Raw genomic sequence first — 21,506 nt, 5'->3', positions numbered from 1 at the left:
TCCCTACAGGGGGGCCGCGTCCGTGGGTACCCACTAGAGTTCTATGCACTGAAACTAGGCGTGTGGGTGGCGATTAATGAACCCCAGGGGGGGGGCCCCGGGGCCCCCCCCGGCGGCCCACACCCCTTCCTGCTGTCAGGCGACGGAACTGAAGTCGCGGGGCCCCGGCGCCCGGTGCAGCATCGGAGGCATGATCCCTTGGCACCGGACCCTCGTCACCCAGTGGACCGCGGTCGTACCGGTGCTCGCGGTCGTGCTGCTCGCCTTCACCTGGGGCCGCGACGTGCCGGGGGCGGTCGTCGCCCTGGTGACGCTCGTGCTCGCCGGGGCCGTGCTCGCGGCGGTGCACCACGCCGAGGTGATCGCGCACCGCGTCGGAGAACCCTTCGGCTCCCTCGTCCTCGCGATCGCCGTGACGATCATCGAGGTCGCCCTGATCGTCACCCTGATGGCCGATGGCGGCGACAAGAGCGCCACGCTGGCCCGCGACACGGTCTTCGCCGCCGTGATGATCACCTGCAACGGCATCGTCGGCCTCTGCCTCCTTGTGGGCGCCATCCGCCACCGCGTCGCCGTCTTCAACCCGGAGGGCACCGGCGCCGCCCTCGCCACCGTCGCCACGCTGGCCACCCTCTGCCTGGTCCTGCCGACCTTCACCACCACCAAGCAGGGCCCGGAGTTCACCACGAGCCAGCTCGCCTTCGCCGCCGTCGGCTCGCTCGTCCTGTACGGGCTGTTCGTGACCACACAGACCGTGCGCCACCGCGAGTACTTCCTGCCCATCACCCGCAAGGGCGAGGTGATCGAGGGCGAACACGACGAGGGGCCGACCAGCCGGGCCGCCTTCGTCAGCCTTGGCATGCTCGGCCTCGCCCTGATCGGAGTGGTCGGTCTCGCCAAGGGGGTCTCACCGACGATCGAGTCGGGCGTGGAGAGCGCGGGAATGCCGCACGCCGTGGTCGGCGTGATCATCGCGCTGCTCGTGCTGCTCCCCGAGACCATCGCGGCCGTACGCGCGACCCGCCGCGACCGGGTGCAGACCAGCCTGAACCTCGCCCTCGGCTCGGCGATGGCCAGCATCGGCCTGACCATCCCGGCTGTCGCGGTCGCATCCGTCTGGCTCTCCGGGCCGCTGGTGCTCGGACTCGGCCCGACCCACATGGTGCTGCTCGCTCTCACCGTGATCGTCGGCTCGCTCACCGTCGTGCCGGGACGCGCCACCCCATTGCAGGGCGGCGTCCATCTGGTGCTGTTCGCGGCCTACTTGGAGCTCGCGGTCACCCCATGAGGGACGGTCACCGGGGCGTGCGGGGGCCCTCAGACACGGCTCAGTACGCTGGCGGCATGACGCGCACCCTGGCCAACGCCCCCATCATGATCCTCAACGGCCCCAACCTGAACCTGCTCGGTCAGCGCCAGCCGGAGATCTACGGCTCCGACACCCTCGCCGACGTCGAGGCGCTGTGCGCCAAGGCGGCGTCCGCGCACGGCGGCACCGTGGACCTGCGGCAGAGCAACCACGAGGGTCAGCTGGTGGACTGGATCCACGAGGCGCGCGAGCACCACGCGGGCATCGTCATCAACCCGGCCGCCTACTCGCACACGTCGGTCGCGATCCTGGACGCGCTCAACACCTGTGACGGAATGCCGGTGTTGGAGGTCCACATCTCCAACATCCACCAGCGCGAGGAGTTCCGGCACCATTCGTACGTCTCCCAGCGCGCCGACGGCGTCATCGCGGGGTGCGGTGTGCAGGGGTACGCGTTCGCCGTGGAGCGGGTCGCGGCGCTGCTCGGCGACGCCTGACCCTCGGACTCACCAGCCTCGCTGACGCCACATGGGCAGATACGGGCGCTCGGCGCCCAGCGTGGTGTCGTTGCCGTGGCCCGGGTAGACCCAGGTCTCGTCGGGGAGCGCGCCGAAGATCTTCGTCTCGACGTCGTCCAGCAGGCTCGCGAACGCCCGCGGGTCCTTGTGCGTGTTGCCGATGCCGCCGGGGAAGAGGCAGTCGCCGGTGAAGACGTGCGGGTGGCCGTGCGGGTCGTCGTACACGATTGCGATCGAGCCGGGCGTGTGGCCCACCAGGTGGCGCGCGGTGAGGGAGACGCGGCCGACGCTCACGGTGTCGCCGTCCACGAGCGGCACGTCCGTGGGCACCGGGATGCCGTCGGCGTCCTCGCGGCCCGCGTAGGTCCGCGCGCCGGTCGCGGCGACGACGGCGGCGAGGGCCTGCCAGTGGTCGCCGTGCTGGTGGGTGGTGACGACGGACGCGATGCCGTCGTCACCGATCAGCGTGAGCAGCGTCGCGGAATCGTTCGCCGCGTCGATCAGGAGCTGTTCGCCGGTGGCCCGGCAGCGGAGCAGATAGGCGTTGTTGTCCATCGGGCCGACGGCGACCTTCGAGATCATCAGGTCCTGCAACTCGTGCACATCCGCACCGCCGCCGACCTTCACTGCTCCGCTGTACGTCATGTGCCTCAGCCTATAGCGGCGGCAGGACCGGCAGGAGGCCCCCTTCGGCCGTCAGCGCGGTGCCTGGGCGGCGGCCTGAGAGCCAGCCCACCACGTCGGGCGCGGGCCCGGAGACGGTGACCTCCGGCTCACCGTCGCGGCCGGTGCTCCACGCGTGCGTGCCGTCCGTGATCCGAGTGGGCGGCACATCGGGGTTGCCCGAGAAGCGCGCCGCCAGGAACGCGATCTCCCGTCGCACGAACTCCTCCGGCAGGTCCTCCAGCTCGTATCCGACGCCCAGATCGACATGGTGGAGCTCGACCTCGACCCACCGCCGGAACGGCACCCGTGACGCGGAGTCGGTGACTCCGTTGCGCATCTCGATGGTGCGGGACCAGTCCGCGGGGATCTCCGCCCGCGCCTCGAAGCGTGCCGCGCTCTCGCGCAGGTCGTCGAGCTGTTCGGCAAGCCCCCGCGGTGCGTCCCGCTCGATGTCCGCGTCCCGCGCGTCGGCGCTGACGTACATGGGCCGACCCGCGAGCACATTCACCAGAGCGTCCGCGTTCCGCGCCAGGTGGGCGAGGACATGGCCGCGGGTCCAGCCCGGGAGGCGTGACGGCTCGGCGGTCGAATCGTTGTTCAGTTTCGCGACTGCGGTGAGCAGCCGGCCGGTCGCGTCACGTACAGACGCCAGGTCGCGCACATGATCAATCATGCGTCTGACGATAGCCGCGCCACCCGTTCGGGTGAAGGCATTCGAGCAGCACCGCAAATCGAATGCGCGTGCTATATGGTCGAGTGCGGCATCGGGCATTTCTGGCGCTCCGGGTGTGTTGTGAACCAGGGAAGCCGCCCGGCGTTGTCAGTGGCTCGCCCTAGTCTGTGAACGATGGGGGTTCAGCCCCTGTCACTTCTCTCAAGAAAGGTGCGGACCGGCGTGGCCGACCGTCTCATCGTCCGTGGCGCGCGCGAGCACAATCTCAAGAACGTCTCGCTCGACCTCCCGCGTGACTCCCTCATCGTCTTCACCGGGCTCTCCGGGTCGGGCAAGTCCTCGCTCGCGTTCGACACGATCTTCGCCGAGGGCCAGCGGCGCTACGTCGAGTCCCTCTCGTCGTACGCCCGGCAGTTCCTCGGCCAGATGGACAAGCCGGACGTCGACTTCATCGAGGGCCTCTCGCCCGCGGTCTCCATCGACCAGAAGTCGACCTCGCGCAACCCGCGCTCCACGGTCGGCACCATCACCGAGGTCTACGACTACCTCCGTCTGCTCTTCGCGCGCATCGGCAAGCCGCACTGTCCCGAGTGCGGGCGTCCCATCGCCCGGCAGTCGCCGCAGGCCATCGTCGACAAGGTCCTGGAGCTGCCGGAAGGCAGCCGCTTCCAGGTCCTCTCGCCGCTGGTCCGCGAGCGCAAGGGCGAGTTCGTCGACCTCTTCGCCGACCTCCAGACCAAGGGCTACAGCCGCGCCCGGGTCGACGGCGAGACGATCCAGCTCTCCGAGCCGCCCGCGCTGAAGAAGCAGGAGAAGCACACCATCGAGGTGGTCATCGACCGCCTCACGGTGAAGGACAGCGCCAAGCGCCGCCTGACCGACTCCGTGGAGACCGCGCTCGGTCTCGCGGGCGGCATGGTCGTCCTCGACTTCGTCGACCTCCCCGAGGACGACCCCGAGCGTGAGCGCATGTACTCGGAACACCTGTACTGCGCGTACGACGACCTGTCCTTCGAGGAGCTCGAGCCCCGCTCCTTCTCCTTCAACTCGCCCTTCGGCGCCTGCCCGGACTGCACGGGTATCGGTACGCGCATGGAGGTCGACCCCGAGCTGATCGTCCCCGACGAGGACAAGTCGCTCGACGAAGGCGCCATCCACCCCTGGTCGCACGGCCACACCAAGGACTACTTCGCGAGGCTCGTCGGAGCGCTCGCCGACGCCCTCGGCTTCTCCACCGACATGCCCTGGGCGGGCCTGCCGCAGCGCGCCAAGAAGGCCCTCCTGAACGGCCACAAGACGCAGATCGAGGTGCGCTACCGAAACAGGTACGGCCGCGAGCGGGTCTACACCACCGCCTTCGAAGGGGCCGTCCCCTTCGTCAAGCGCCGCCACAGCGAGGCCGAGAGCGACTCGAGCCGCGAGCGCTTCGAGGGCTACATGCGCGAGGTGCCCTGCCCCACCTGTGAGGGCACGCGCCTCAAGCCGATCGTCCTCGCCGTCAGCGTCATGGGCCGGTCCATCGCCGAGGTCTCCGCGATGTCGATCAGCGACTGCGCGGACTTCCTCGGCCAGCTGAAGCTGGGCGCCCGCGACAAGAAGATCGCCGAGCGCGTCCTGAAGGAGGTCAACGAACGACTGCGGTTCCTGGTCGACGTCGGCCTGGACTATCTCTCGCTGAACCGCGCGGCGGGCACCCTCTCCGGAGGCGAGGCCCAGCGCATCCGCCTGGCCACGCAGATCGGCTCCGGCCTCGTCGGCGTGCTCTACGTCCTGGACGAGCCGTCCATCGGCCTGCACCAGCGCGACAACCACCGTCTCATCGAGACCCTCGTACGCCTGCGCGACATGGGCAACACGCTCATCGTCGTCGAGCACGACGAGGACACCATCAAGGTCGCCGACTGGGTCGTGGACATCGGCCCCGGCGCGGGTGAGCACGGCGGCAAGGTCGTGCACAGCGGCTCCCTGAAGGACCTGCTGTCCAACCCCAAGTCGATCACCGGGCAGTATCTGTCCGGCAAGCGGGCCATCCCGGTGCCGGACCTGCGCCGCCCCGCGGACCCCACCCGTCAGCTGACGGTGCACGGCGCCCGGGAGAACAACCTCCAGGACATCGACGTCTCCTTCCCGCTCGGTGTCCTCACCGCGGTCACCGGCGTCTCGGGCTCCGGCAAGTCGACGCTCGTCAACGACATCCTCTACACGCACCTGGCGCGCGAGCTGAACGGCGCCCGTTCCGTCCCCGGGCGGCACACGCGCGTGGAGGGCGACGACCTCGTCGACAAGGTCGTGCACGTCGACCAGTCGCCCATCGGCCGCACCCCCCGGTCGAACCCGGCGACGTACACCGGAGTCTTCGACCACGTCCGCAGGCTCTTCGCGGAGACGATGGAGGCGAAGGTCCGCGGCTATCTGCCCGGCCGCTTCTCCTTCAACGTCAAGGGCGGGCGCTGCGAGAACTGCTCCGGTGACGGCACCATCAAGATCGAGATGAACTTCCTGCCCGACGTGTACGTCCCGTGCGAGGTCTGCCACGGCGCTCGGTACAACCGCGAGACGCTGGACGTGCACTACAAGGGCAAGTCCATCGCCGAGGTCCTGGACATGCCGATCGAGGAGGCGCTCGACTTCTTCGAGGCGGTGCCCGCCATCTCCCGTCACCTGCGCACGCTCAACGACGTGGGTCTCGGGTACGTCAGGCTCGGTCAGTCCGCGCCGACGCTCTCCGGTGGTGAGGCCCAGCGCGTGAAGCTGGCGAGCGAGCTCCAGAAGCGCTCGACGGGACGGACCGTGTACGTCCTGGACGAGCCGACCACGGGTCTGCACTTCGAGGACATCAGCAAGCTGATCACGGTGCTTTCCGGCCTGGTCGACAAGGGCAACACGGTCATCGTCATCGAGCACAACCTCGATGTCATCAAGACCGCGGACTGGGTCGTCGACATGGGCCCCGAGGGCGGCAACGGCGGCGGTCTGGTCGTCGCCGAGGGCACGCCCGAGGAGGTCGCCGGGGTCGCGACGAGCCACACGGGCAAGTTCCTTGCGGACATCCTCGCGTCGGACCGGATCAGCGAGGCGTTGCCCTCGCAGGGGCGTAAGAGGGTTTCCGCCGCGGCTGCGGCGAAGAAGCCTGCGGTGGCGCGGGCCACCGCCAAGAAGGCCGTTGCCAAGAAGGTTGCTCCGAAGAAGGTGACCAGGGCTCGTAAGGCTTGACCGGGCGGTGCGCATCTGCGGGTGCGTCGTGGTTGCTCGCGCAGTTCCTCGCGCCCCTTCGGGGGCGCCCGCGCGGCGGAGCCGCAGATGGCACAGCCCCGCGCCCCTTCGGGGGCGCGCCAACGGGCCGTCGGACGGGATTTCCCTTGTCCGGCGGCCCGTTGGCGTGGTGCGGTGGGCGCATGCCCGTACGCAGTGAACGCCAAGGTGCCGTCACCACCGTCGTGCTGTCACGGCCCGGCGCGCGGAACGCCGTTGACGGGCCCACCGCCCGTGCACTCGCCGACGCCTTCCGTGCCTTCGACGCGGACCCCGAAGCGCACGTCGCCGTGCTGTGGGGCGAAGGCGGTACCTTCTGCGCCGGCGCCGACCTCAAGGCCATCGGGACACCGGCGGGGAACGAAGTGACCGAGGCGGGGGACGGGCCCATGGGGCCGACCCGGATGCGGCTGTCCAAGCCCGTCATCGCGGCGATCTCCGGACACGCGGTGGCCGGCGGCCTGGAACTCGCGCTCTGGTGCGATCTGCGCGTCGCCGACGAGGACGCGGTGCTCGGCGTCTTCTGCCGCCGCTGGGGCGTCCCGCTCATCGACGGCGGCACCGTGCGGCTGCCCCGGCTCATCGGCGAGAGCCGGGCCATGGACCTGGTGCTCACCGGCCGCCCCGTCCCCGCCCCTGAAGCGCTGGCCATGGGCCTGGTCAACCGGACCGTGCCGCCGGGCACATCCCGGGCCGCGGCCGAACGCCTCGCCGCGGAGATCGCCGCGTTCCCGCAGACGTGCCTCCGCAACGACCGGCGCTCCGTACAGGAACAGGGTGGTCTGAGCGAGGAGGAGGCGATGGCGGGCGAACTGCGCCACGGTCTGCGTTCCCTCACCGAAGCGGCGGACGGCGCGGCCAGGTTCGCCGCGGGGGAGGGGCGGCACGGCTCCTTCGCGGGCGGCAAGCCTTAGCTCTCCGTAGGCGCCGCGGCCTCCGGCTCCAGGAACTGCATGTCCAGCTGGATCTTCACCACGTCACCGAGCAACCCGGCCCCGAAGTCGAGACCGTAGTCACTGCGGCGGATCTCCCCGGTGGCCTCGAAGCCGGCGTGCCGGCGCGGGCTGCCCGGGAAGGCCTGCAGTCCGCCGAACTCGACGGCGAGGGAGACCGGCTTCGTCACGTCGCCGATGGCCAGTTCGCCCTCCATGGTCCACTCGTCCTCCTTGCCGTGGACCCGCGTCGAGCGGAACGTCATCGTGGGACGGCGCTCCACGTCCAGCAGATCCGGCGCGCGGACATGCGCGTCACGGTCCTTGTTGCCGGTGTCGATCGAGGCCAGCTCGATGGTGGCCGTCACCGCGGAGGTCTCGGCGCTCTCACCCACCACCAGACCGGCCGTCACCTCCGCGAACCGCCCCCGCACCTTCGAGATGCCGAGGTGGCGGATGGTGAAGTTCACGGCGGAGTGGAACGGGTCGAGATCCCAGCTCCCGGCGGGGAGGGGAAGCGCGGTCGTGGCACTGGGGGCACTCGTGCTCGTGTCAGAAGTCATGCCGTCCACGATGCGCGGGCCCCGGCACGGGAGGAAGGCCGGGCTGAGACTGGTAGTGACAGGGCCACGATCCGGTCCGGCGGCGGCTGGTACGTTCGGCCGGTGAGCGACAACGAGCTTGGCACCTTCCTGCGCACCTGCCGAGAAGCGGTCACGCCCGCCGAGGTGGGGCTTCCCACCGGCCCCCGCCGCCGTACGCCGGGCCTTCGCCGCTCCGAGGTCGCCACGCTCGCCGGAGTCAGCGTCGAGTACCTCACCCGGCTCGAACAAGGCCGCGACCGCCACCCGTCCCCGCAGGTGATGGGCGCGCTCGCGGACGCCCTGCGGCTCTCCGTCGAGGCGCGCATCCATATGCGCCGCCTGGAGAAGGAATCGAACGGCGGCGACCCCTGCTGCCCGACGGCCAGCGCGCCCGCCCAGACGGTGCGCCCCACCGTGCGGGCGCTCATCGAACGCCTGGAGCCCACCCCCGCGGTCCTCTTCAACCGGCTCAGCGACGTCCTCGCGTACACCGACGGCTATGAACGGATCGTGGGGCCCATCGGACTCCTCGACAGCGAGCGGCCCAACCTCATCCGCTTCCTGTTCGCCGACGAGCGGGCCCGCACCGCCTACCCCGAATGGGACAGCGTCGCCGACGACCAAGTCGCCTCGTTCCGGGCCGAGTCCATGCTCACCGACCCCCATGCCCAGGGATTCGCCGACGAGTTGACCGTCATAGCCGGTGCCGCGTTCACCGACCGCATGGCGGCCGTGCCACGGCTGCCGCGGCGCAGCGGCGTCGAACGGCTGACGCATCCGGAGGTCGGACCGGTGCGGCTGTCGTACGAGACGCTGACGCTCCCCGACGCCGACGACCAGCGCCTGGTCGTCCAACTGCCCGCCGACGAGGCCTCCTCGGTGGCGCTCGACCGGCTCAACGGCCGCCGGCCGGGCGGCCTGCGCGCGGTGTCGGGCTGACCGCCCTCACACCAGCTCTGCCGCGTACGGCGGCTCCGCCCCCGCCCGCGACACGGTGACCGCCGCCGCGCGCGCCGCGAAGCGCAGCACCTCGCCCCAGCTGTCCGCGCCGAACCCGGCCAGGGCCTTGGCGGACAGCGCGTCCCGTGCCCAAAGCCCGTGCAGGAGAGCCGCGTTGACGGTGTCGCCCGCGCCGATGGTGTCCACCACGTCGACCGCCTCACCCGGCACGGACCACTCGTCGCCCTCCCGCGTGAAGACGGTGAGCCCCTCGCCGCCCCGCGTGATCACCACGGCGGCGGGACCGGACGCGAGCCACTCGCGTGGGGTGCCGCCGAGCCAGCTCGCGTCGTCCTCGGACAGTTTGAGCAGCGTCACCGAAGGCAGCCAGCTCTTGAACCTGGCCCGGTAGGCGTCCGCGTCTGGGATGAGTCCCGCCCGGATGTTCGGGTCGAGTGCCGTGAAGACGCCCCGCGCCGCCTCGCGGCGCATCAGCTCCTCGTACGCGCTCGCGCCCGGCTCCAAGGCGAGCGAGCAGGTGCCGAACGACATCGCGCGTACGTCGTCGGGCAGCCGCCGCGGTACCGCGAAGAGCCGGTCCGCCGTGCCCTCGACGTAGAAGGAGTAACCGGCGGAGCCATCGGCGCCGATCGAGGCGACGGCGAGCGTCGTCGGCTCGGCGCCCCGCTGGACGTACGCCACGTCGACCTCAGCGGCCCGCAGCCCGTCGAGCAGCGCCTCGCCGAACGCGTCCTGCGAAATCCGCGAGCAGAAGGCCACGGGGGAGCCGAGGCGGCCGAGGGCCACCGCCGTGTTGTACGGCCCGCCGCCGAGCCGCGGGGCGAGCGGGGTCAGCCCGGCACCGGCGGCATCCGCGACATCCGCAGAGTCCGCGGAGTCCGCGGAATCCTGCGGGACGAGGTCGATCAGGGCCTCTCCGGCGACGACTATCACGGTGGTTCCTCTCGGCTCTGCGGTTCGGCTCTGCGGTCGTGCCCCCGGCTTCCGCCACAGGCTAGAGCCTCCCGGCGGCCGTGGCCCGACACGGGCGGCACTCGGGCACGGCCGCGCCCAACGCGGGCGCGGGCTCTCGCGCCGGTATGGTCTGATCCGTCACCGAAGCGCCTGACCTGTGGAGACTCCATGCCCGGCACGCCACCCCCCGCCCGCCGCACCGTGCTGCGTGCCGCCGCCCTCGTCCCGGCCGCCGGGCTCGGGATCACGGCCTGCTCGTCAGGCGACGACGGCGGCTCCAACCGGTCCGCGCCGACCGCGCCCGTGGACCTCGGCGCGTCCGACGAGGTGAAGGTCGGCGCCTCGAAGCTCTACACCGACGAGAACGTCGTCGTGAGCCGCATCTCGGACGACGAGTACAAGGCGTTCAGCACCATCTGCACGCACAGACAGTGCCCCATCAACAAGCTCGAAGGGCACAAGCTGATCTGCCCCTGCCACGGCAGTCAGTTCGATGCCACCAACGGCAAGGTGCTGCACGACCCCGCCGTCAAGCCGCTCGCCGAGCTGCCGGTGAAGGTCGAGGGCGGCAAGATCGTCGCGGGCCCCGGGGCCTGACGGGCCCGATCGGCCTACTCCCAGTTCCAGGCGATCCCCAGGATCCCCGCCCGCACCTGCGGCTCCACGAGGTGCACCGACCGGTGGCTTCCGCTGAGCGTCAGTTCCTGGCGTCCGCCGCGCGGTGCGGCGGCCGAATGCTGGGCGAAGCGGTGGCAGCGTACGGGCAGCGCCCTCTCGTCGAACCGGACCTGAAGCGCGTACTGCCCGCCCGCGAAGCTGAAGCCCCGGAAGTACTCGGTGGCCGCCCCCGCCGTGCCGTCCTCGAAGCCGTAGCGGAACAGATGCGTGTCGCCCGCGCGCAGCCGCGCGTCGAAGAGCAGTTCGGCGACGAGCACCCCCGTCTCGTGGTGCCACCGCACGCGTCCCGTCCGGCAGTTCTCCAGGGCGTGGACCGCGACGCGTTCCGGTACGCAGCCGGGGTCGCCGTGGTAGATCGCGAGGTAGCGGTCCACATTGTCCCGGTGGGCGCGCACGACGTGCTGCGAGTCGCGGCCGAGCAGCTCGCGGCGCCCGCCGATCCGTACGCGCTCGTGGTGGCCGATGGTGTGCAGGCCGCCGTCGAGCGGTGACTCCAGCTCGGCGATCAGCTCCTGGAGGACGTCGGACGCTTCGAGCAGGGAGCGGTAGGAGCGGGCTGCGGGGCGTTCGCAGTCGGGGTGCTCGGACGGCTTGGCGAGCAGCCGGATCAGTGATTCCTCGGGGAGTTCGAGGATCTCCTCCAGGGCGCGCACGGCACGGAGCGACTCGGTGCGCTGGGGGCGGCGCACGCCCTGCTGCCAGTAACTCAGGCTGGTCACCCCGACGTTGACGCCCTGGCGTGCGAGATGGTGCCGTACGCGTTGCAGGGGAAGGCGCCGTGCGGCGATCGCGGCGCGCAGCGCGACATGGAAGGGGCCCGTGCGCAGGGCGGCCTCCAGGTCCGCAGGCGCGCCGTCCGCGAGCTGTGTGCCGTGCCGCATCACAAGGCCCTTCTGTGAACATTCACAACGGCCGTCCGGGCGTACGCGCCGGTCGGAGCGGGCCACCAGGTGGGCGTACGAGGGGTGTTCACATCCGTACGCCGCCGTTCACGGCCCAGGTGATTCCGCATTGAACCGTGTTGACCTGCACCCGACAACACTCGATGCTCAATCGCAGCGTCCGGACGCGCTCCTCCACCCCTCACCCCCCGCTTGGGAGGATCGCGATGCGCCATCGAATCAGCAGATATCGCAGCAGCAGATATCGGATCAGCAGACACAGCGGACGCAGACGGCTGTCCGCGCTCGCCCTGGTGGCGGCGGCCCTGGTCGCCGCGCCCGCGGCCACGGCCTCGGCCGCCCCCGACGACCCGTCCGCTCTCGCCGCCAAGCGCCTGAACATCACCATGCAGGCGCAGCAGAAGACCAACTGGTGCTGGGCCGCGGGCGGGAACACGATCGCCACCTTCTACGGCAAGCGGTACAGCCAGAACCAGTTCTGCAACGCGGCCTTCGGGCGCAGCCAGAACACCGAGTGCCCCAACTCGCAGGCCACGCTCGGCAACGTCCAGGACGGCCTCGACTGGGCGGGCATCAACGCCGGTTCGTACGTCAGCGGCTGGCTGCGCTATCCGACGGTGCAGGCCGAGATCAACGCGGGCCGCCCGGTCGAGACCCGCATCCAGTGGTCGAACGGCGGCGGCCACATGCACGTCCTCTACGGGTACGACGATGCGAGCAGCTGGGTCTACTGGGGCGACCCCTGGCCCTCCAACGACCGCTACAACTGGGCCTCGCACAGCTGGTACGTCAGTAACAACACCTTCTCCTGGACCCACTCGCTGTACCGGATCGGGGCGTGAGCGCGATGACCCGTCACCTTCACCGTCACCTTCCGCGCCATCTGTTGCGGGCGGCGCTCGCCGGCTGCTCCGCCACCCTGCTGCTCGGCCTCGCAGCGCCGCACGCGTCGGCGGACGGCGGGCCGTCGGCCGCCGCACGGGAAGCGGCGCACAAGGCCGCCGCCGCTCCCGAGACCCTCGACACGCTCTCCCGCTTCTTCGCCCGGGAGGGGGCCGTCAGCAAGGCCGCCGCGGACCCGCGCGTGCGGGGCGAGGCCGTACCCGTGCGCTACCTCTCCCCGGAGTTCGTGGCCGGTGAGAAGGGCGCTCCGGTCGCCCGTGTGGAGTTCCTCGCCAGCAAGGCGGTCTCCGCCGACGGGCAGGAGGCCTCCTTGTGGACCGTGAAGCAGGGGGGCTCCTGGAAGGTCGTGAACATCGCCACCGGGGACGACGAGACGCGCTACGCGCGCGTGGGCGCCGACAAGCTCCCCGGGGGCACCGTTTTCCGCGAGCCGCAGATCGACGCCTGGTACGTACAGGGCCGGGGGCGGGTGCTTCCGCTGGACGCGGACGCGGTGCGTGCCGTGGGCTCGGGCGGGGTCTCGGTCGCCGTCTACCAGAAGCGTGTCCACAAGGCGTACGGCGACAAGCTGCCGGGCTCCGCGTACGCGAAGTCCGGCAAGGCGGGGGGCTTCGCCCCGAAGGAGCGGATCGCACCACCCCCGGCGGCTTCGGCTGAGAGCCCCGTCACGGTTGCCTCCTCCGTGGCAGGGGCGGGGGCCCTGGTCGCCCTCGGCCTCTCCGGGGTGGCGGTCCTGCGACGTCGCGCCCGGCAGCACGGCTGACCTGACCCGGCCTCCGGCCGGGCGCTTCCCCGCCCACCCGCCCTTCAGGGCGGGTGGGCCTCAGGGCGGCGGGACACGGTGGCTGGCCCCCTGACTGTCAGCGCCCGCCAGTAGGCTGTGCGACATGGCAGACCCCTCCAGCTACCGCCCCAAGCCGGGACAGATCCCCGACTCGCCGGGGGTCTACAGGTTCCGCGACGAACACCGCCGGGTGATCTACGTAGGCAAGGCGAAGAGCCTGCGCCAGCGCCTGGCCAGCTACTTCCAGGACCTGACGAACCTCCACCCCCGCACCGCCTCGATGGTGACCACGGCCGCCTCCGTCGAATGGACGGTCGTCTCCACCGAGGTCGAGGCGCTGCAGCTCGAATACTCCTGGATCAAGGAGTACGACCCCCGGTTCAACGTCAAATACCGCGACGACAAGAGCTATCCGTACCTCGCGGTGACGATGAACGAGGAGTTCCCGCGCGTCCAGGTGATGCGCGGCCACAAGAAGAAGGGCGTCCGCTACTTCGGGCCCTACGGCCACGCGTGGGCGATCCGCGACACCGTCGACCTCCTCCTGCGCGTCTTCCCCGTCCGCACCTGCTCCGCGGGAGTCTTCAAGAACGCCGAGCGCACCGGCCGCCCCTGCCTCCTCGGCTACATCGGCAAGTGCGCGGCGCCCTGCGTGGAGCGGGTCTCGCCCCAGGAGCACCGTGAACTCGCGGAGGACTTCTGCGAGTTCATGACGGGGCGCACGGGCGCCTACATCCGTCGCCTGGAGCGGCAGATGGCTGACGCCGCCGAGGACATGGAGTACGAGAAGGCCGGCCGCCTGCGGGACGACGTGGGGGCCCTGAAGAAGGCCATGGAGAAGAGCGCCGTCGTCCTCGCCGACGCCACGGACGCCGACCTCATCGCCCTCGCGGAGGACGAGCTCGAGGCGGCCGTCCAGATCTTCCACGTCCGCGGCGGCCGGGTGCGAGGCCAGCGCGGCTGGGTCACCGACAAGGTCGAGGCGGTCACCAGCGGCGACCTCGTCGAACACGCTCTCCAGCAGCTGTACGGAGAGGAGAGCGGCGACACCGTACCGAAGGAAGTCCTCGTCCCGGCGCTGCCCGACCCCGTGGGGCCCGTCCAGGAGTGGCTCACCGAGCGCCGCGGTTCGAACGTCTCGCTGCGCATCCCGCAGCGCGGCGACAAGAAGGCGCTCATGGAGACCGTGGCGCGCAACGCCCAGCAGTCGCTCGTGCTGCACAAGACCAAGCGCGCCTCCGACCTGACCACCCGCTCCCGCGCTCTGGAGGAGATCGCCGAGGCCCTGGAACTCGACAGCGCCCCGCTGCGCATCGAGTGCTACGACATCTCGCACCTCCAGGGCGACGACGTCGTGGCCTCGATGGTCGTCTTCGAGGACGGCCTCGCACGCAAGAGCGAGTACAGGCGCTTCCAGATCAAGGGCTTCGAGGGGCAGGACGACGTCCGCTCCATGCACGAGGTGCTCACACGCCGCTTCAAGCGCTATCTCTCCGACAAGCAGCAGACGGGGGAGTGGGACCCCAAGGAGACGGGCCCGGAGAGCGGCGAGGTCAACGGCGAGGTGAGCCCCGAGGTGAACAACCTGACCCCCGAGGTGAACAGCCTCACCGAGGAGGACGGCCGCCCCAAGCGCTTCGCCTACCCGCCCCAGCTCGTCGTCGTCGACGGCGGCCAGCCCCAGGTCGCGGCCGCCAAGCGGGCTCTCGACGAGCTCGGCATCGACGACATCGCGGTGTGCGGCCTCGCCAAGCGTCTCGAAGAGGTCTGGGTGCCGGGCGACGACGACCCGGTGATCCTGCCCCGCACCAGCGAGGGCCTGTACCTTCTCCAGCGGGTACGCGACGAGGCGCACCGCTTCGCGATCAGGTATCAGCGGACCAAGCGGGCCAAGCGCTTCAAGGCCGGGCCGCTGGACGACGTGCCGGGCCTGGGCGACGCGCGCAAGCAGACACTGATCAAGCACTTCGGTTCGGTCAAGAGGCTGCGATCCGCGACAATCGACCAGATCTGCGAAGTTCCGGGCATAGGCCGCAAGACCGCCGAGGCGATCGCCGTGGCCTTCGCCGCCGCGGCTCCCGCGGCGCCCGCCGTGAACACGGCGACCGGAGAGATCATTGAAGAAGAGGAGCCCGTGAGCGCGGGATCCTCAAGCGACGGCGAGGAGTCCGTGTCCGCGGGCGCCTCAGAGGAACGACGGGGGCAGGAGACATGACCGAGCACGACGAAGGCGGCGAGCAAGTGGGTACGGGCACGACCATCACGCCAGGTGAGGCCGCCGAAGTGGCGATCCCCGAGCTGGTGATCATCTCCGGCATGTCGGGCGCCGGACGCAGCACCGCGGCGAAGTGTCTGGAGGACCTCGGCTGGTTTGTCGTCGACAACCTGCCGCCCGCGCTGATCCCCACCATGGTGGAGCTCGGCGCCCGCTCGCAGGGGAACGTGGCCCGCATCGCGGTCGTCGTCGACGTCCGTGGCCGCCGCTTCTTCGACAATCTGCGCCAGTCCCTCGCGGACCTGGAGGCCAAGAGCGTCACCCGGCGGATCGTCTTCCTGGAGTCCTCCGACGACGCCCTGGTGCGCCGCTTCGAGTCGGTCCGCCGCCCGCACCCGCTGCAGGGCGACGGCCGCATCGTCGACGGCATCGCGGCCGAGCGTGAACTCCTTCGCGAGCTGCGCGGCGACGCCGACCTGGTGATCGACACCTCCAGCCTGAACGTGCACGAGCTGCGTGCCAAGATGGACGCCCAGTTCGCGGGCGACGACGAACCGCAGCTGCGCGCCACGGTCATGTCGTTCGGCTACAAGTACGGCCTGCCGGTCGACGCCGACCTCGTGGTGGACTGCCGCTTCCTGCCCAACCCGCACTGGGTCCCCGAGCTGCGCCCCTTCACCGGGCTCAACGAAGAGGTCTCCGGCTACGTCTTCAACCAGCCGGGCGCCAAGGAGTTCCTCGACCGGTACGCCGAGCTGCTCCAGCTCATCGCCGCGGGCTACCGCCGCGAGGGCAAGCGTTACGTGACGATCGCGGTCGGCTGTACGGGCGGCAAGCACCGCTCCGTCGCCATGTCGGAGAAGCTCGCGGCGCGCCTCGTCTCCGAGGGCGTGGAGACCGTCATCGTCCACCGGGACATGGGGCGAGAGTGAAGGCTTCCCTGCGGCTGAACCGCCTGGGCCGCAAGCGGGGCACCCAGCCCAAGGTCGTGGCGCTCGGCGGCGGGATGGGCCTGTCCGCCTCGCTCACCGGACTGCGCCGCATCACCGGTGACCTCACCGCCGTGGTCACCGTCGCCGACGACGGCGGATCGAGCGGGCGGCTCCGCGACGAGCTGGGCGTCCTGCCGCCGGGCGACCTGCGCAAGGCGCTCGCGGCCCTGTGCGGCGACGACGACTGGGGCCAGACGTGGGCCCGCGTCATCCAGCACCGGTTCCAGTCCAAGGGTGACCTGCACGAACACGCGGTCGGCAATCTGCTGATCGTGGCCCTGTGGGAACAGCTGGGCGACCACGTCCAGGCCCTGGACCTGGTGGGCAGGCTGCTCGGCGCGCACGGCCGTGTGCTGCCCATGTCCGCGGTCCCGCTGGAGCTCCAGGCCCTGGTCAAGGGGCACGACCCGGAGCGCCCGGACGACGTGGACACGGTGCGCGGGCAGGCCACGGTGGCGCTCACCCGCGGCGAGGTGCAGTCCGTGCACCTCGTCCCGAACGACCCGCCGGCCGTGCCCGAAGCGGTCGCCGCGGTGCTCGACGCGGACTGGGTGGTGCTCGGCCCCGGCTCGTGGTTCTCCTCTGTGATCCCCCATCTGCTGGTCCCCGAACTGCTCGACGCGCTCATCCAGACGAAGGCCCGCAGGGTGCTCTCGCTCAACCTCGCGCCGCAACCCGGTGAAACCGATGGGTTCTCTCCGCAGCGTCATTTGGAGGTTTTGGCCCGACACGCCCCTAAACTCGCCCTGGACGTGGTGCTGGCCGACGACGCCGCCGTGCCCGACCGTGAGTCGCTCACCGATGCCGCCAAGCGGCTCGGCGCCACGGTCGAGCTGGCGCCGGTGGCCAGGCCCGATGGCACTCCGAGGCACGATCCGGAGCTTCTGGCCACCGCGTACGACCGTATTTTTCGGATGCATGGAAGGATCGGCCCATGGCGATGACGCCAGCGGTGAAGGACGAGATCTCCCGGCTCCCCGTCACCCGGACCTGCTGCAGGAAGGCAGAGGTCTCGGCGATCCTGCGGTTCGCGGGCGGCCTTCACCTGGTGAGCGGCCGCATCGTGATCGAGGCGGAGCTGGACACGGCGATGGCCGCGCGGCGGCTGAAGCGGGACATCCTTGAGATCTTCGGGCACAGCTCGGAGCTGATCGTGATGGCCCCGGGCGGGCTGCGGCGCGGTTCGCGTTATGTCGTACGAGTAGTGGCGGGCGGCGATCAGCTGGCCCGTCAGACGGGCCTCGTGGACGGCCGCGGCCGCCCCATCCGGGGGCTGCCGCCACAGGTGGTCTCGGGGGCCACCTGTGACGCCGAGGCCGCCTGGCGCGGGGCCTTCCTCGCGCACGGCTCGCTGACCGAGCCGGGGCGCTCCTCCTCCCTGGAGGTGACCTGCCCGGGTCCCGAGGCGGCGCTCGCCCTGGTCGGCGCCGCGCGCAGGCTGCAGATCGCGGCCAAGGCCCGTGAGGTGCGCGGCGTGGACCGCGTGGTCGTCCGGGACGGAGACGCCATCGGCGCCCTGCTCACCCGGCTCGGCGCCCACGAGTCCGTACTGGCCTGGGAAGAGCGGCGGATGCGCCGCGAGGTGCGCGCCACCGCCAACCGCCTGGCCAACTTCGACGACGCCAACCTGCGCCGCTCGGCCCGCGCGGCCGTCGCCGCCGGCGCCCGTGTGCAGCGCGCCCTGGAGATCCTGGGCGACGAGGTTCCCGAGCATCTCGCGGCGGCCGGACGGCTGCGCATGGAGCACAAGCAGGCCTCCCTTGAGGAGCTGGGCGCGCTCGCCGACCCCGCGCTGACGAAGGACGCCGTCGCGGGCCGTATCCGCCGGCTGCTCGCCATGGCGGACAAGAGAGCGCAGGACCTGGGGATTCCGGGTACGGAGTCCAACCTGAGCGAGGAGCTGGCCGACAACATGGCCGTCTGAGGTCCTCGTATTCTCCGGAGCCGTCGGTGCCCCCAGGCACCGGCGGCTTCTTCGCGCTCTTCGCACCCGGCCCCTCACGCCATATTGACATGATCATGAATTGTCACGAGCCTGGCGTTCGCGCACAAATGTGCCGGACAACCGCAAGGGGGGCTCATGAGACGAAGAGTGAGATCCAGAGCCGGGGTCAGATCGGTCGTCGCCGCGGGCGCGCTGCTCGTCGGCGGCCTCATCGCCGTGCCGCAGGCGCAGGCCGACAGCGGGGGGAAGGCCCCGGCCGCCGATGATCCGGCGGCCGTGAGGGTCTACGAGGCCGAGGTCACCAAGAAGCAGATCCCGATCCTCATCGAGGCGGGCCAGGACGCCCACGAACTCGCCGGACAGGCCCCCGAGCGCGGCACCGCCCGCGTCGAGGTCTATCTGACCAAGGCCCAGGCCAAGGGCGTGGAGCGCGAGGGCGTCGAGCTCACCGAGCAGAAGGTGTCCGCCACGACGGAGCGGAAGCTCAAGGCCGCGGGGGACGGCGTCTTCCGGCCGTACAGCGGCAAGGGCGGCCTGAAGGAAGAGATCGTCAAGACCGGGCAGGCTCACCCGGGCCTCACCAAGGTCGTCTCCATCGGCAAGACGCTCAAGGGCCAGGACATCCTCGCCCTGAAGCTCTCCAAGGGCGCGAGCAAGTCCAAGGACGGCTCCAAGCCCTCCACGCTGTACATGTCCAACCAGCACGCGCGCGAGTGGATCACCCCCGAGATGACCCGCCGCCTGATGCACCACTACCTCGACAACTACGGCAAGGACCAGCGCATCACCAAGCTAGTGGACTCCACCGAGCTGTGGTTCGTGCTCTCCGCCAACCCCGACGGCTACGACTTCACGCACGCCCCCGACGGCGATCGCCAGTGGCGCAAGAACCTCCGCGACATCGACGGCGACGGCAAGATAGCCGCGGGCGACGGCGTCGACCTCAACCGCAACTTCACCTACAAGTGGGGCTACGACAACGAGGGTTCGTCCCCGGAGCCCTCATCGGAGACGTACCGCGGCACGGGACCCATGTCCGAGCCCGAGACGAAGGCCCTCGACCGCTTCGAGAAGCGCATCGGCTTCGAGTACGGCGTCAACTACCACTCGGCGGCCGAACTGCTCCTCTACGGAGTGGGCTGGCAGGTAGCCACGCCGAGCCCGGACGACGTCCTGTACAAGGCGCTGAACGGCACTCCCGAGAAGCCCGCCGTCCCCGGATACCACCCGCAGGTCTCCTCCGAGCTCTACACCACCAACGGCGAGGCCGACGGTCACGCGGGCAACGTCAACGGCATGTCGATGTTCACCCCGGAGATGTCCACCTGCCAGACGGCCTCCAACATCGACCCGAACGACGCCTGGAAGCCCGAGGACTGCGCCTCCATCTTCACCTTCCCGGACGACGAGAAGCTGATCCAGCAGGAGTTCATCAAGAACGTCCCCTACGCGCTCGCGGTCGCCGAGACGGCGCTCCACCCCGACCAGCCGGTCTCGGTCAACGGCATCGACGCCCCCGACTTCACCCCTGACGCCTTCACCGCGTCGTACGCGCGCGGCGGAGACCAGGAAGTCGCCGTCACCGCCCGCAAGTCGGTGCGCGACAAGGAGCTCAACTACCGCGTCAACGGCGGCCGTACGCACGACGAGAGCCTCAAGGCCTGGAAGGGCGGCGAGACGTACGGCGGTGAGGACAACCTCCACTTCGACCAGTACCGCGCCGACGTCGAGGGCGCGCGTGTGGGCGACAAGGTCGAGGTGTGGTTCACCGGCCGCACCAAGAACGCGGAGAAGGCGCGCTCGGAGAGCGAGCACTTCACGTACACCGTCACCGAACGCCCCAAGGCGAACACCCTCGTCGTGGCCGAAGAAGGAGCCACCGCGGCCCAGGCCCAGAAGTACGTCGACGCCCTGAAGGCCAACGGGCGCCCGGCCGTCGTCTGGGACGTCGCCAAGCAGGGCGCCCCGCACCCGCTCGGCGTCCTGTCGCACTTCTCCGCGGTCGTGCACTACACCGGCGACCCGGTGCCCGGCGCGGCCACCCAGCTCGCCCTGCGCGCCTACCTCAACGAGGGCGGCAAGCTGATCGAGTCCGGTGAGCGCACCGGCGGCAACGTGGACCTCGGCGAGGCACTCACCGACGACTTCGCGCAGTACTACCTGGGCGCGTACGAACGCCTCTCCGCACCCGGCGCCACCAGCTTCACCGGCAGCGGCGCGCTGAACGGCGTCCAGACGCCACTCGCCGCCGCCGACACCAACCCCCTGGACCGGGCGGGCCGTTACACCGTCACGTCCGACACCCTGCCCGCCGAGGAGTTCCCGCAGTTCAAGAGCGCGGCGGCAGGCACCTACCCCGGTCTCGCCAATCCGTACGCGCCCTTCGCGGGCCAGGGCATGGCGTCGGCGACCCACGCAGACCAGGACTGGAAGCGGCTGACCCGCACCATCGACCTGACCGGGGTCTCGGCCGCGGCCAAGCCGGAGCTGCGGTCCGCGCTCAACTGGAATCTGGAGCCCGGCTACGACCACGGCGTCCTGGAGGCGCACACCACCGGAGCCGACGACTGGACCACGCTCCCCGACCTGAACGGCAACTCCTCCACCGCCGTGCCCGCGGAGTGCGGGGCCGGGTTCTTCATCAACGGCCACCCCTTCCTGCGCCACTACCTGACGCAGTCGGCGACCGGCTGCACGGCGTCCGGCACCAGCGGCGCCTGGAACAGCTTCACCGGGTCATCCGGCGGCTGGAAGACCGTCGCCTTCGACCTGAGCGCCTACGCGGGCAAGAAGGTCGAGGTGTCGCTCAGCTCCATCACCGACCCCTCCAGCGGAGGCCGCGGCTTCTTTGCCGACAACGCGCAGCTTGTGATAAGCGGCAACGCGACGGAGACGGAGGGATTCGAAGCCGGTCTCGGCACCTGGGCGGTCTCGCCGGCACCCGCCGGAAGCCCCAACATCACCGGCGACTGGGCGCAAACGGGCGAGCTCTACAAGCCCCACGCGGCCGTCACAGCGCGTGACAGTGTCCTGCTCGGCTTCGGGTTCGAGCATGTGCCCGGAAGTGCCGAACGGGCCGCTCTTATGGGCGCATCCCTTGCACATCTGCGCCGCTGACGCTGCGTAATCACGACCTAGGTCCCGGTGGCCCGTGCCCCCTACTCGGGGGTACGGGCCATCGCGTCGATCACGGTCCCTGTCGATGTCACCCCAAGGCCTTCAGAGAGGTAGGGTCGGAG

General features: G+C 70.6%; 18 protein-coding genes. 13 read left to right on the top strand and 5 right to left on the bottom strand.

The annotated features are described in order from the left end of the window. The first annotated feature begins 190 nt into the window (after positions 1 to 190). Positions 191 to 1,288 carry a calcium:proton antiporter gene (locus ACGFX9_RS00915; RefSeq protein WP_393463072.1) on the top strand — a complete coding sequence of 366 codons (1,098 nt, stop codon included), beginning with the start codon at positions 191 to 193 and terminating at the stop codon, positions 1,286 to 1,288. Positions 1,289 to 1,344: 56 nt separating this feature from the next. Beyond that, entirely contained in the window at positions 1,345 to 1,806 is a 462-nt protein-coding gene (gene aroQ / locus ACGFX9_RS00910) for a type II 3-dehydroquinate dehydratase (protein WP_393463071.1), read from the top strand. 9 nt (positions 1,807 to 1,815) lie between these two features. Here aroQ and ACGFX9_RS00905 read toward each other — a convergent pair whose 3' ends face one another. Continuing rightward, complete coding sequence (locus ACGFX9_RS00905; protein WP_393463070.1) at positions 1,816 to 2,472, bottom strand: MBL fold metallo-hydrolase; 657 nt, start codon at positions 2,470 to 2,472, stop codon at positions 1,816 to 1,818. Between the two features lie 10 nt (positions 2,473 to 2,482). Beyond that, positions 2,483 to 3,166, bottom strand: coding sequence for a maleylpyruvate isomerase family mycothiol-dependent enzyme (locus ACGFX9_RS00900; RefSeq protein WP_393463069.1), 684 nt, complete (start codon positions 3,164 to 3,166; stop codon positions 2,483 to 2,485). Between the two features lie 222 nt (positions 3,167 to 3,388). Here ACGFX9_RS00900 and uvrA point away from each other — a divergent pair, with 222 nt between their 5' ends. Beyond that, positions 3,389 to 6,379, top strand: a complete 2,991-nt coding sequence (uvrA, locus tag ACGFX9_RS00895) for an excinuclease ABC subunit UvrA (protein ID WP_393463068.1) — start codon at positions 3,389 to 3,391, stop codon at positions 6,377 to 6,379. A 182-nt stretch (positions 6,380 to 6,561) separates the two neighbouring features. Continuing rightward, positions 6,562 to 7,332, top strand: a complete 771-nt coding sequence (locus tag ACGFX9_RS00890; protein ID WP_393463067.1) for a crotonase/enoyl-CoA hydratase family protein — start codon at positions 6,562 to 6,564, stop codon at positions 7,330 to 7,332. On the opposite strand, the gene ACGFX9_RS00885 is transcribed toward ACGFX9_RS00890, so the two are convergent. After that, on the bottom strand, positions 7,329 to 7,913 hold the full coding sequence (locus tag ACGFX9_RS00885; RefSeq protein WP_393463066.1) for a YceI family protein: 585 nt from the start codon (positions 7,911 to 7,913) through the stop codon (positions 7,329 to 7,331). The genes ACGFX9_RS00890 and ACGFX9_RS00885 overlap by 4 nt on opposite strands. A 102-nt stretch (positions 7,914 to 8,015) precedes the next feature. Here ACGFX9_RS00885 and ACGFX9_RS00880 point away from each other — a divergent pair, with 102 nt between their 5' ends. Then, on the top strand, positions 8,016 to 8,873 hold the full coding sequence (locus ACGFX9_RS00880; RefSeq protein WP_393463065.1) for a helix-turn-helix domain-containing protein: 858 nt from the start codon (positions 8,016 to 8,018) through the stop codon (positions 8,871 to 8,873). A 6-nt stretch (positions 8,874 to 8,879) separates the two neighbouring features. Here the strand turns inward: ACGFX9_RS00880 and ACGFX9_RS00875 are convergent, their stop codons facing one another. Continuing rightward, on the bottom strand, positions 8,880 to 9,827 hold the full coding sequence (locus ACGFX9_RS00875) for a carbohydrate kinase (RefSeq protein WP_393463064.1): 948 nt from the start codon (positions 9,825 to 9,827) through the stop codon (positions 8,880 to 8,882). 189 nt (positions 9,828 to 10,016) lie between these two features. On the opposite strand from ACGFX9_RS00875, the gene ACGFX9_RS00870 reads away from it, so the two are divergent. Next, on the top strand, positions 10,017 to 10,445 hold the full coding sequence (locus tag ACGFX9_RS00870) for a Rieske (2Fe-2S) protein (protein WP_393463063.1): 429 nt from the start codon (positions 10,017 to 10,019) through the stop codon (positions 10,443 to 10,445). A 14-nt stretch (positions 10,446 to 10,459) separates the two neighbouring features. On the opposite strand, the gene ACGFX9_RS00865 is transcribed toward ACGFX9_RS00870, so the two are convergent. After that, on the bottom strand, positions 10,460 to 11,407 hold the full coding sequence (locus ACGFX9_RS00865; protein ID WP_393463062.1) for a hypothetical protein: 948 nt from the start codon (positions 11,405 to 11,407) through the stop codon (positions 10,460 to 10,462). Between the two features lie 227 nt (positions 11,408 to 11,634). On the opposite strand from ACGFX9_RS00865, the gene ACGFX9_RS00860 reads away from it, so the two are divergent. From ACGFX9_RS00860 to ACGFX9_RS00830, 7 genes are all read left to right on the top strand, one after another. After that, positions 11,635 to 12,270, top strand: coding sequence for a papain-like cysteine protease family protein (locus ACGFX9_RS00860; RefSeq protein WP_393463061.1), 636 nt, complete (start codon positions 11,635 to 11,637; stop codon positions 12,268 to 12,270). 5 nt (positions 12,271 to 12,275) lie between these two features. Beyond that, entirely contained in the window at positions 12,276 to 13,094 is an 819-nt protein-coding gene (locus ACGFX9_RS00855) for a hypothetical protein (protein WP_393463060.1), read from the top strand. 124 nt (positions 13,095 to 13,218) lie between these two features. Beyond that, positions 13,219 to 15,330 (top strand): excinuclease ABC subunit UvrC, encoded by a 2,112-nt coding sequence (gene uvrC, locus ACGFX9_RS00850; RefSeq protein ID WP_393463059.1) that lies wholly within the window; start codon positions 13,219 to 13,221, stop codon positions 15,328 to 15,330. Further along, positions 15,327 to 16,262 carry an RNase adapter RapZ gene (gene rapZ, locus ACGFX9_RS00845; protein WP_393463058.1) on the top strand — a complete coding sequence of 312 codons (936 nt, stop codon included), beginning with the start codon at positions 15,327 to 15,329 and terminating at the stop codon, positions 16,260 to 16,262. Before uvrC ends, rapZ begins: the two co-directional genes overlap by 4 nt. After that, the gene (yvcK, locus tag ACGFX9_RS00840; protein ID WP_393463057.1) at positions 16,259 to 17,266 is read left to right on the top strand and encodes a uridine diphosphate-N-acetylglucosamine-binding protein YvcK; all 1,008 of its coding nucleotides are present in this window, start codon (positions 16,259 to 16,261) and stop codon (positions 17,264 to 17,266) included. The genes rapZ and yvcK overlap by 4 nt, the downstream gene beginning before the upstream one ends. Then, positions 17,257 to 18,246 (top strand): DNA-binding protein WhiA, encoded by a 990-nt coding sequence (gene whiA / locus ACGFX9_RS00835; RefSeq protein ID WP_393463056.1) that lies wholly within the window; start codon positions 17,257 to 17,259, stop codon positions 18,244 to 18,246. Before yvcK ends, whiA begins: the two co-directional genes overlap by 10 nt. A gap of 156 nt (positions 18,247 to 18,402) precedes the next feature. After that, positions 18,403 to 21,384, top strand: a complete 2,982-nt coding sequence (locus tag ACGFX9_RS00830; RefSeq protein ID WP_393463055.1) for a M14 family zinc carboxypeptidase — start codon at positions 18,403 to 18,405, stop codon at positions 21,382 to 21,384. Positions 21,385 to 21,506: the final 122 nt, after the last annotated feature.

It is taken from the genome of Streptomyces sp. NPDC048436, from assembly GCF_043200355.1.
Lineage (GTDB): Bacteria > Actinomycetota > Actinomycetes > Streptomycetales > Streptomycetaceae > Streptomyces.
Note: the sequence above shows the minus strand (reverse complement) of the source record. Positions and strands in the feature narration are given on the sequence as shown.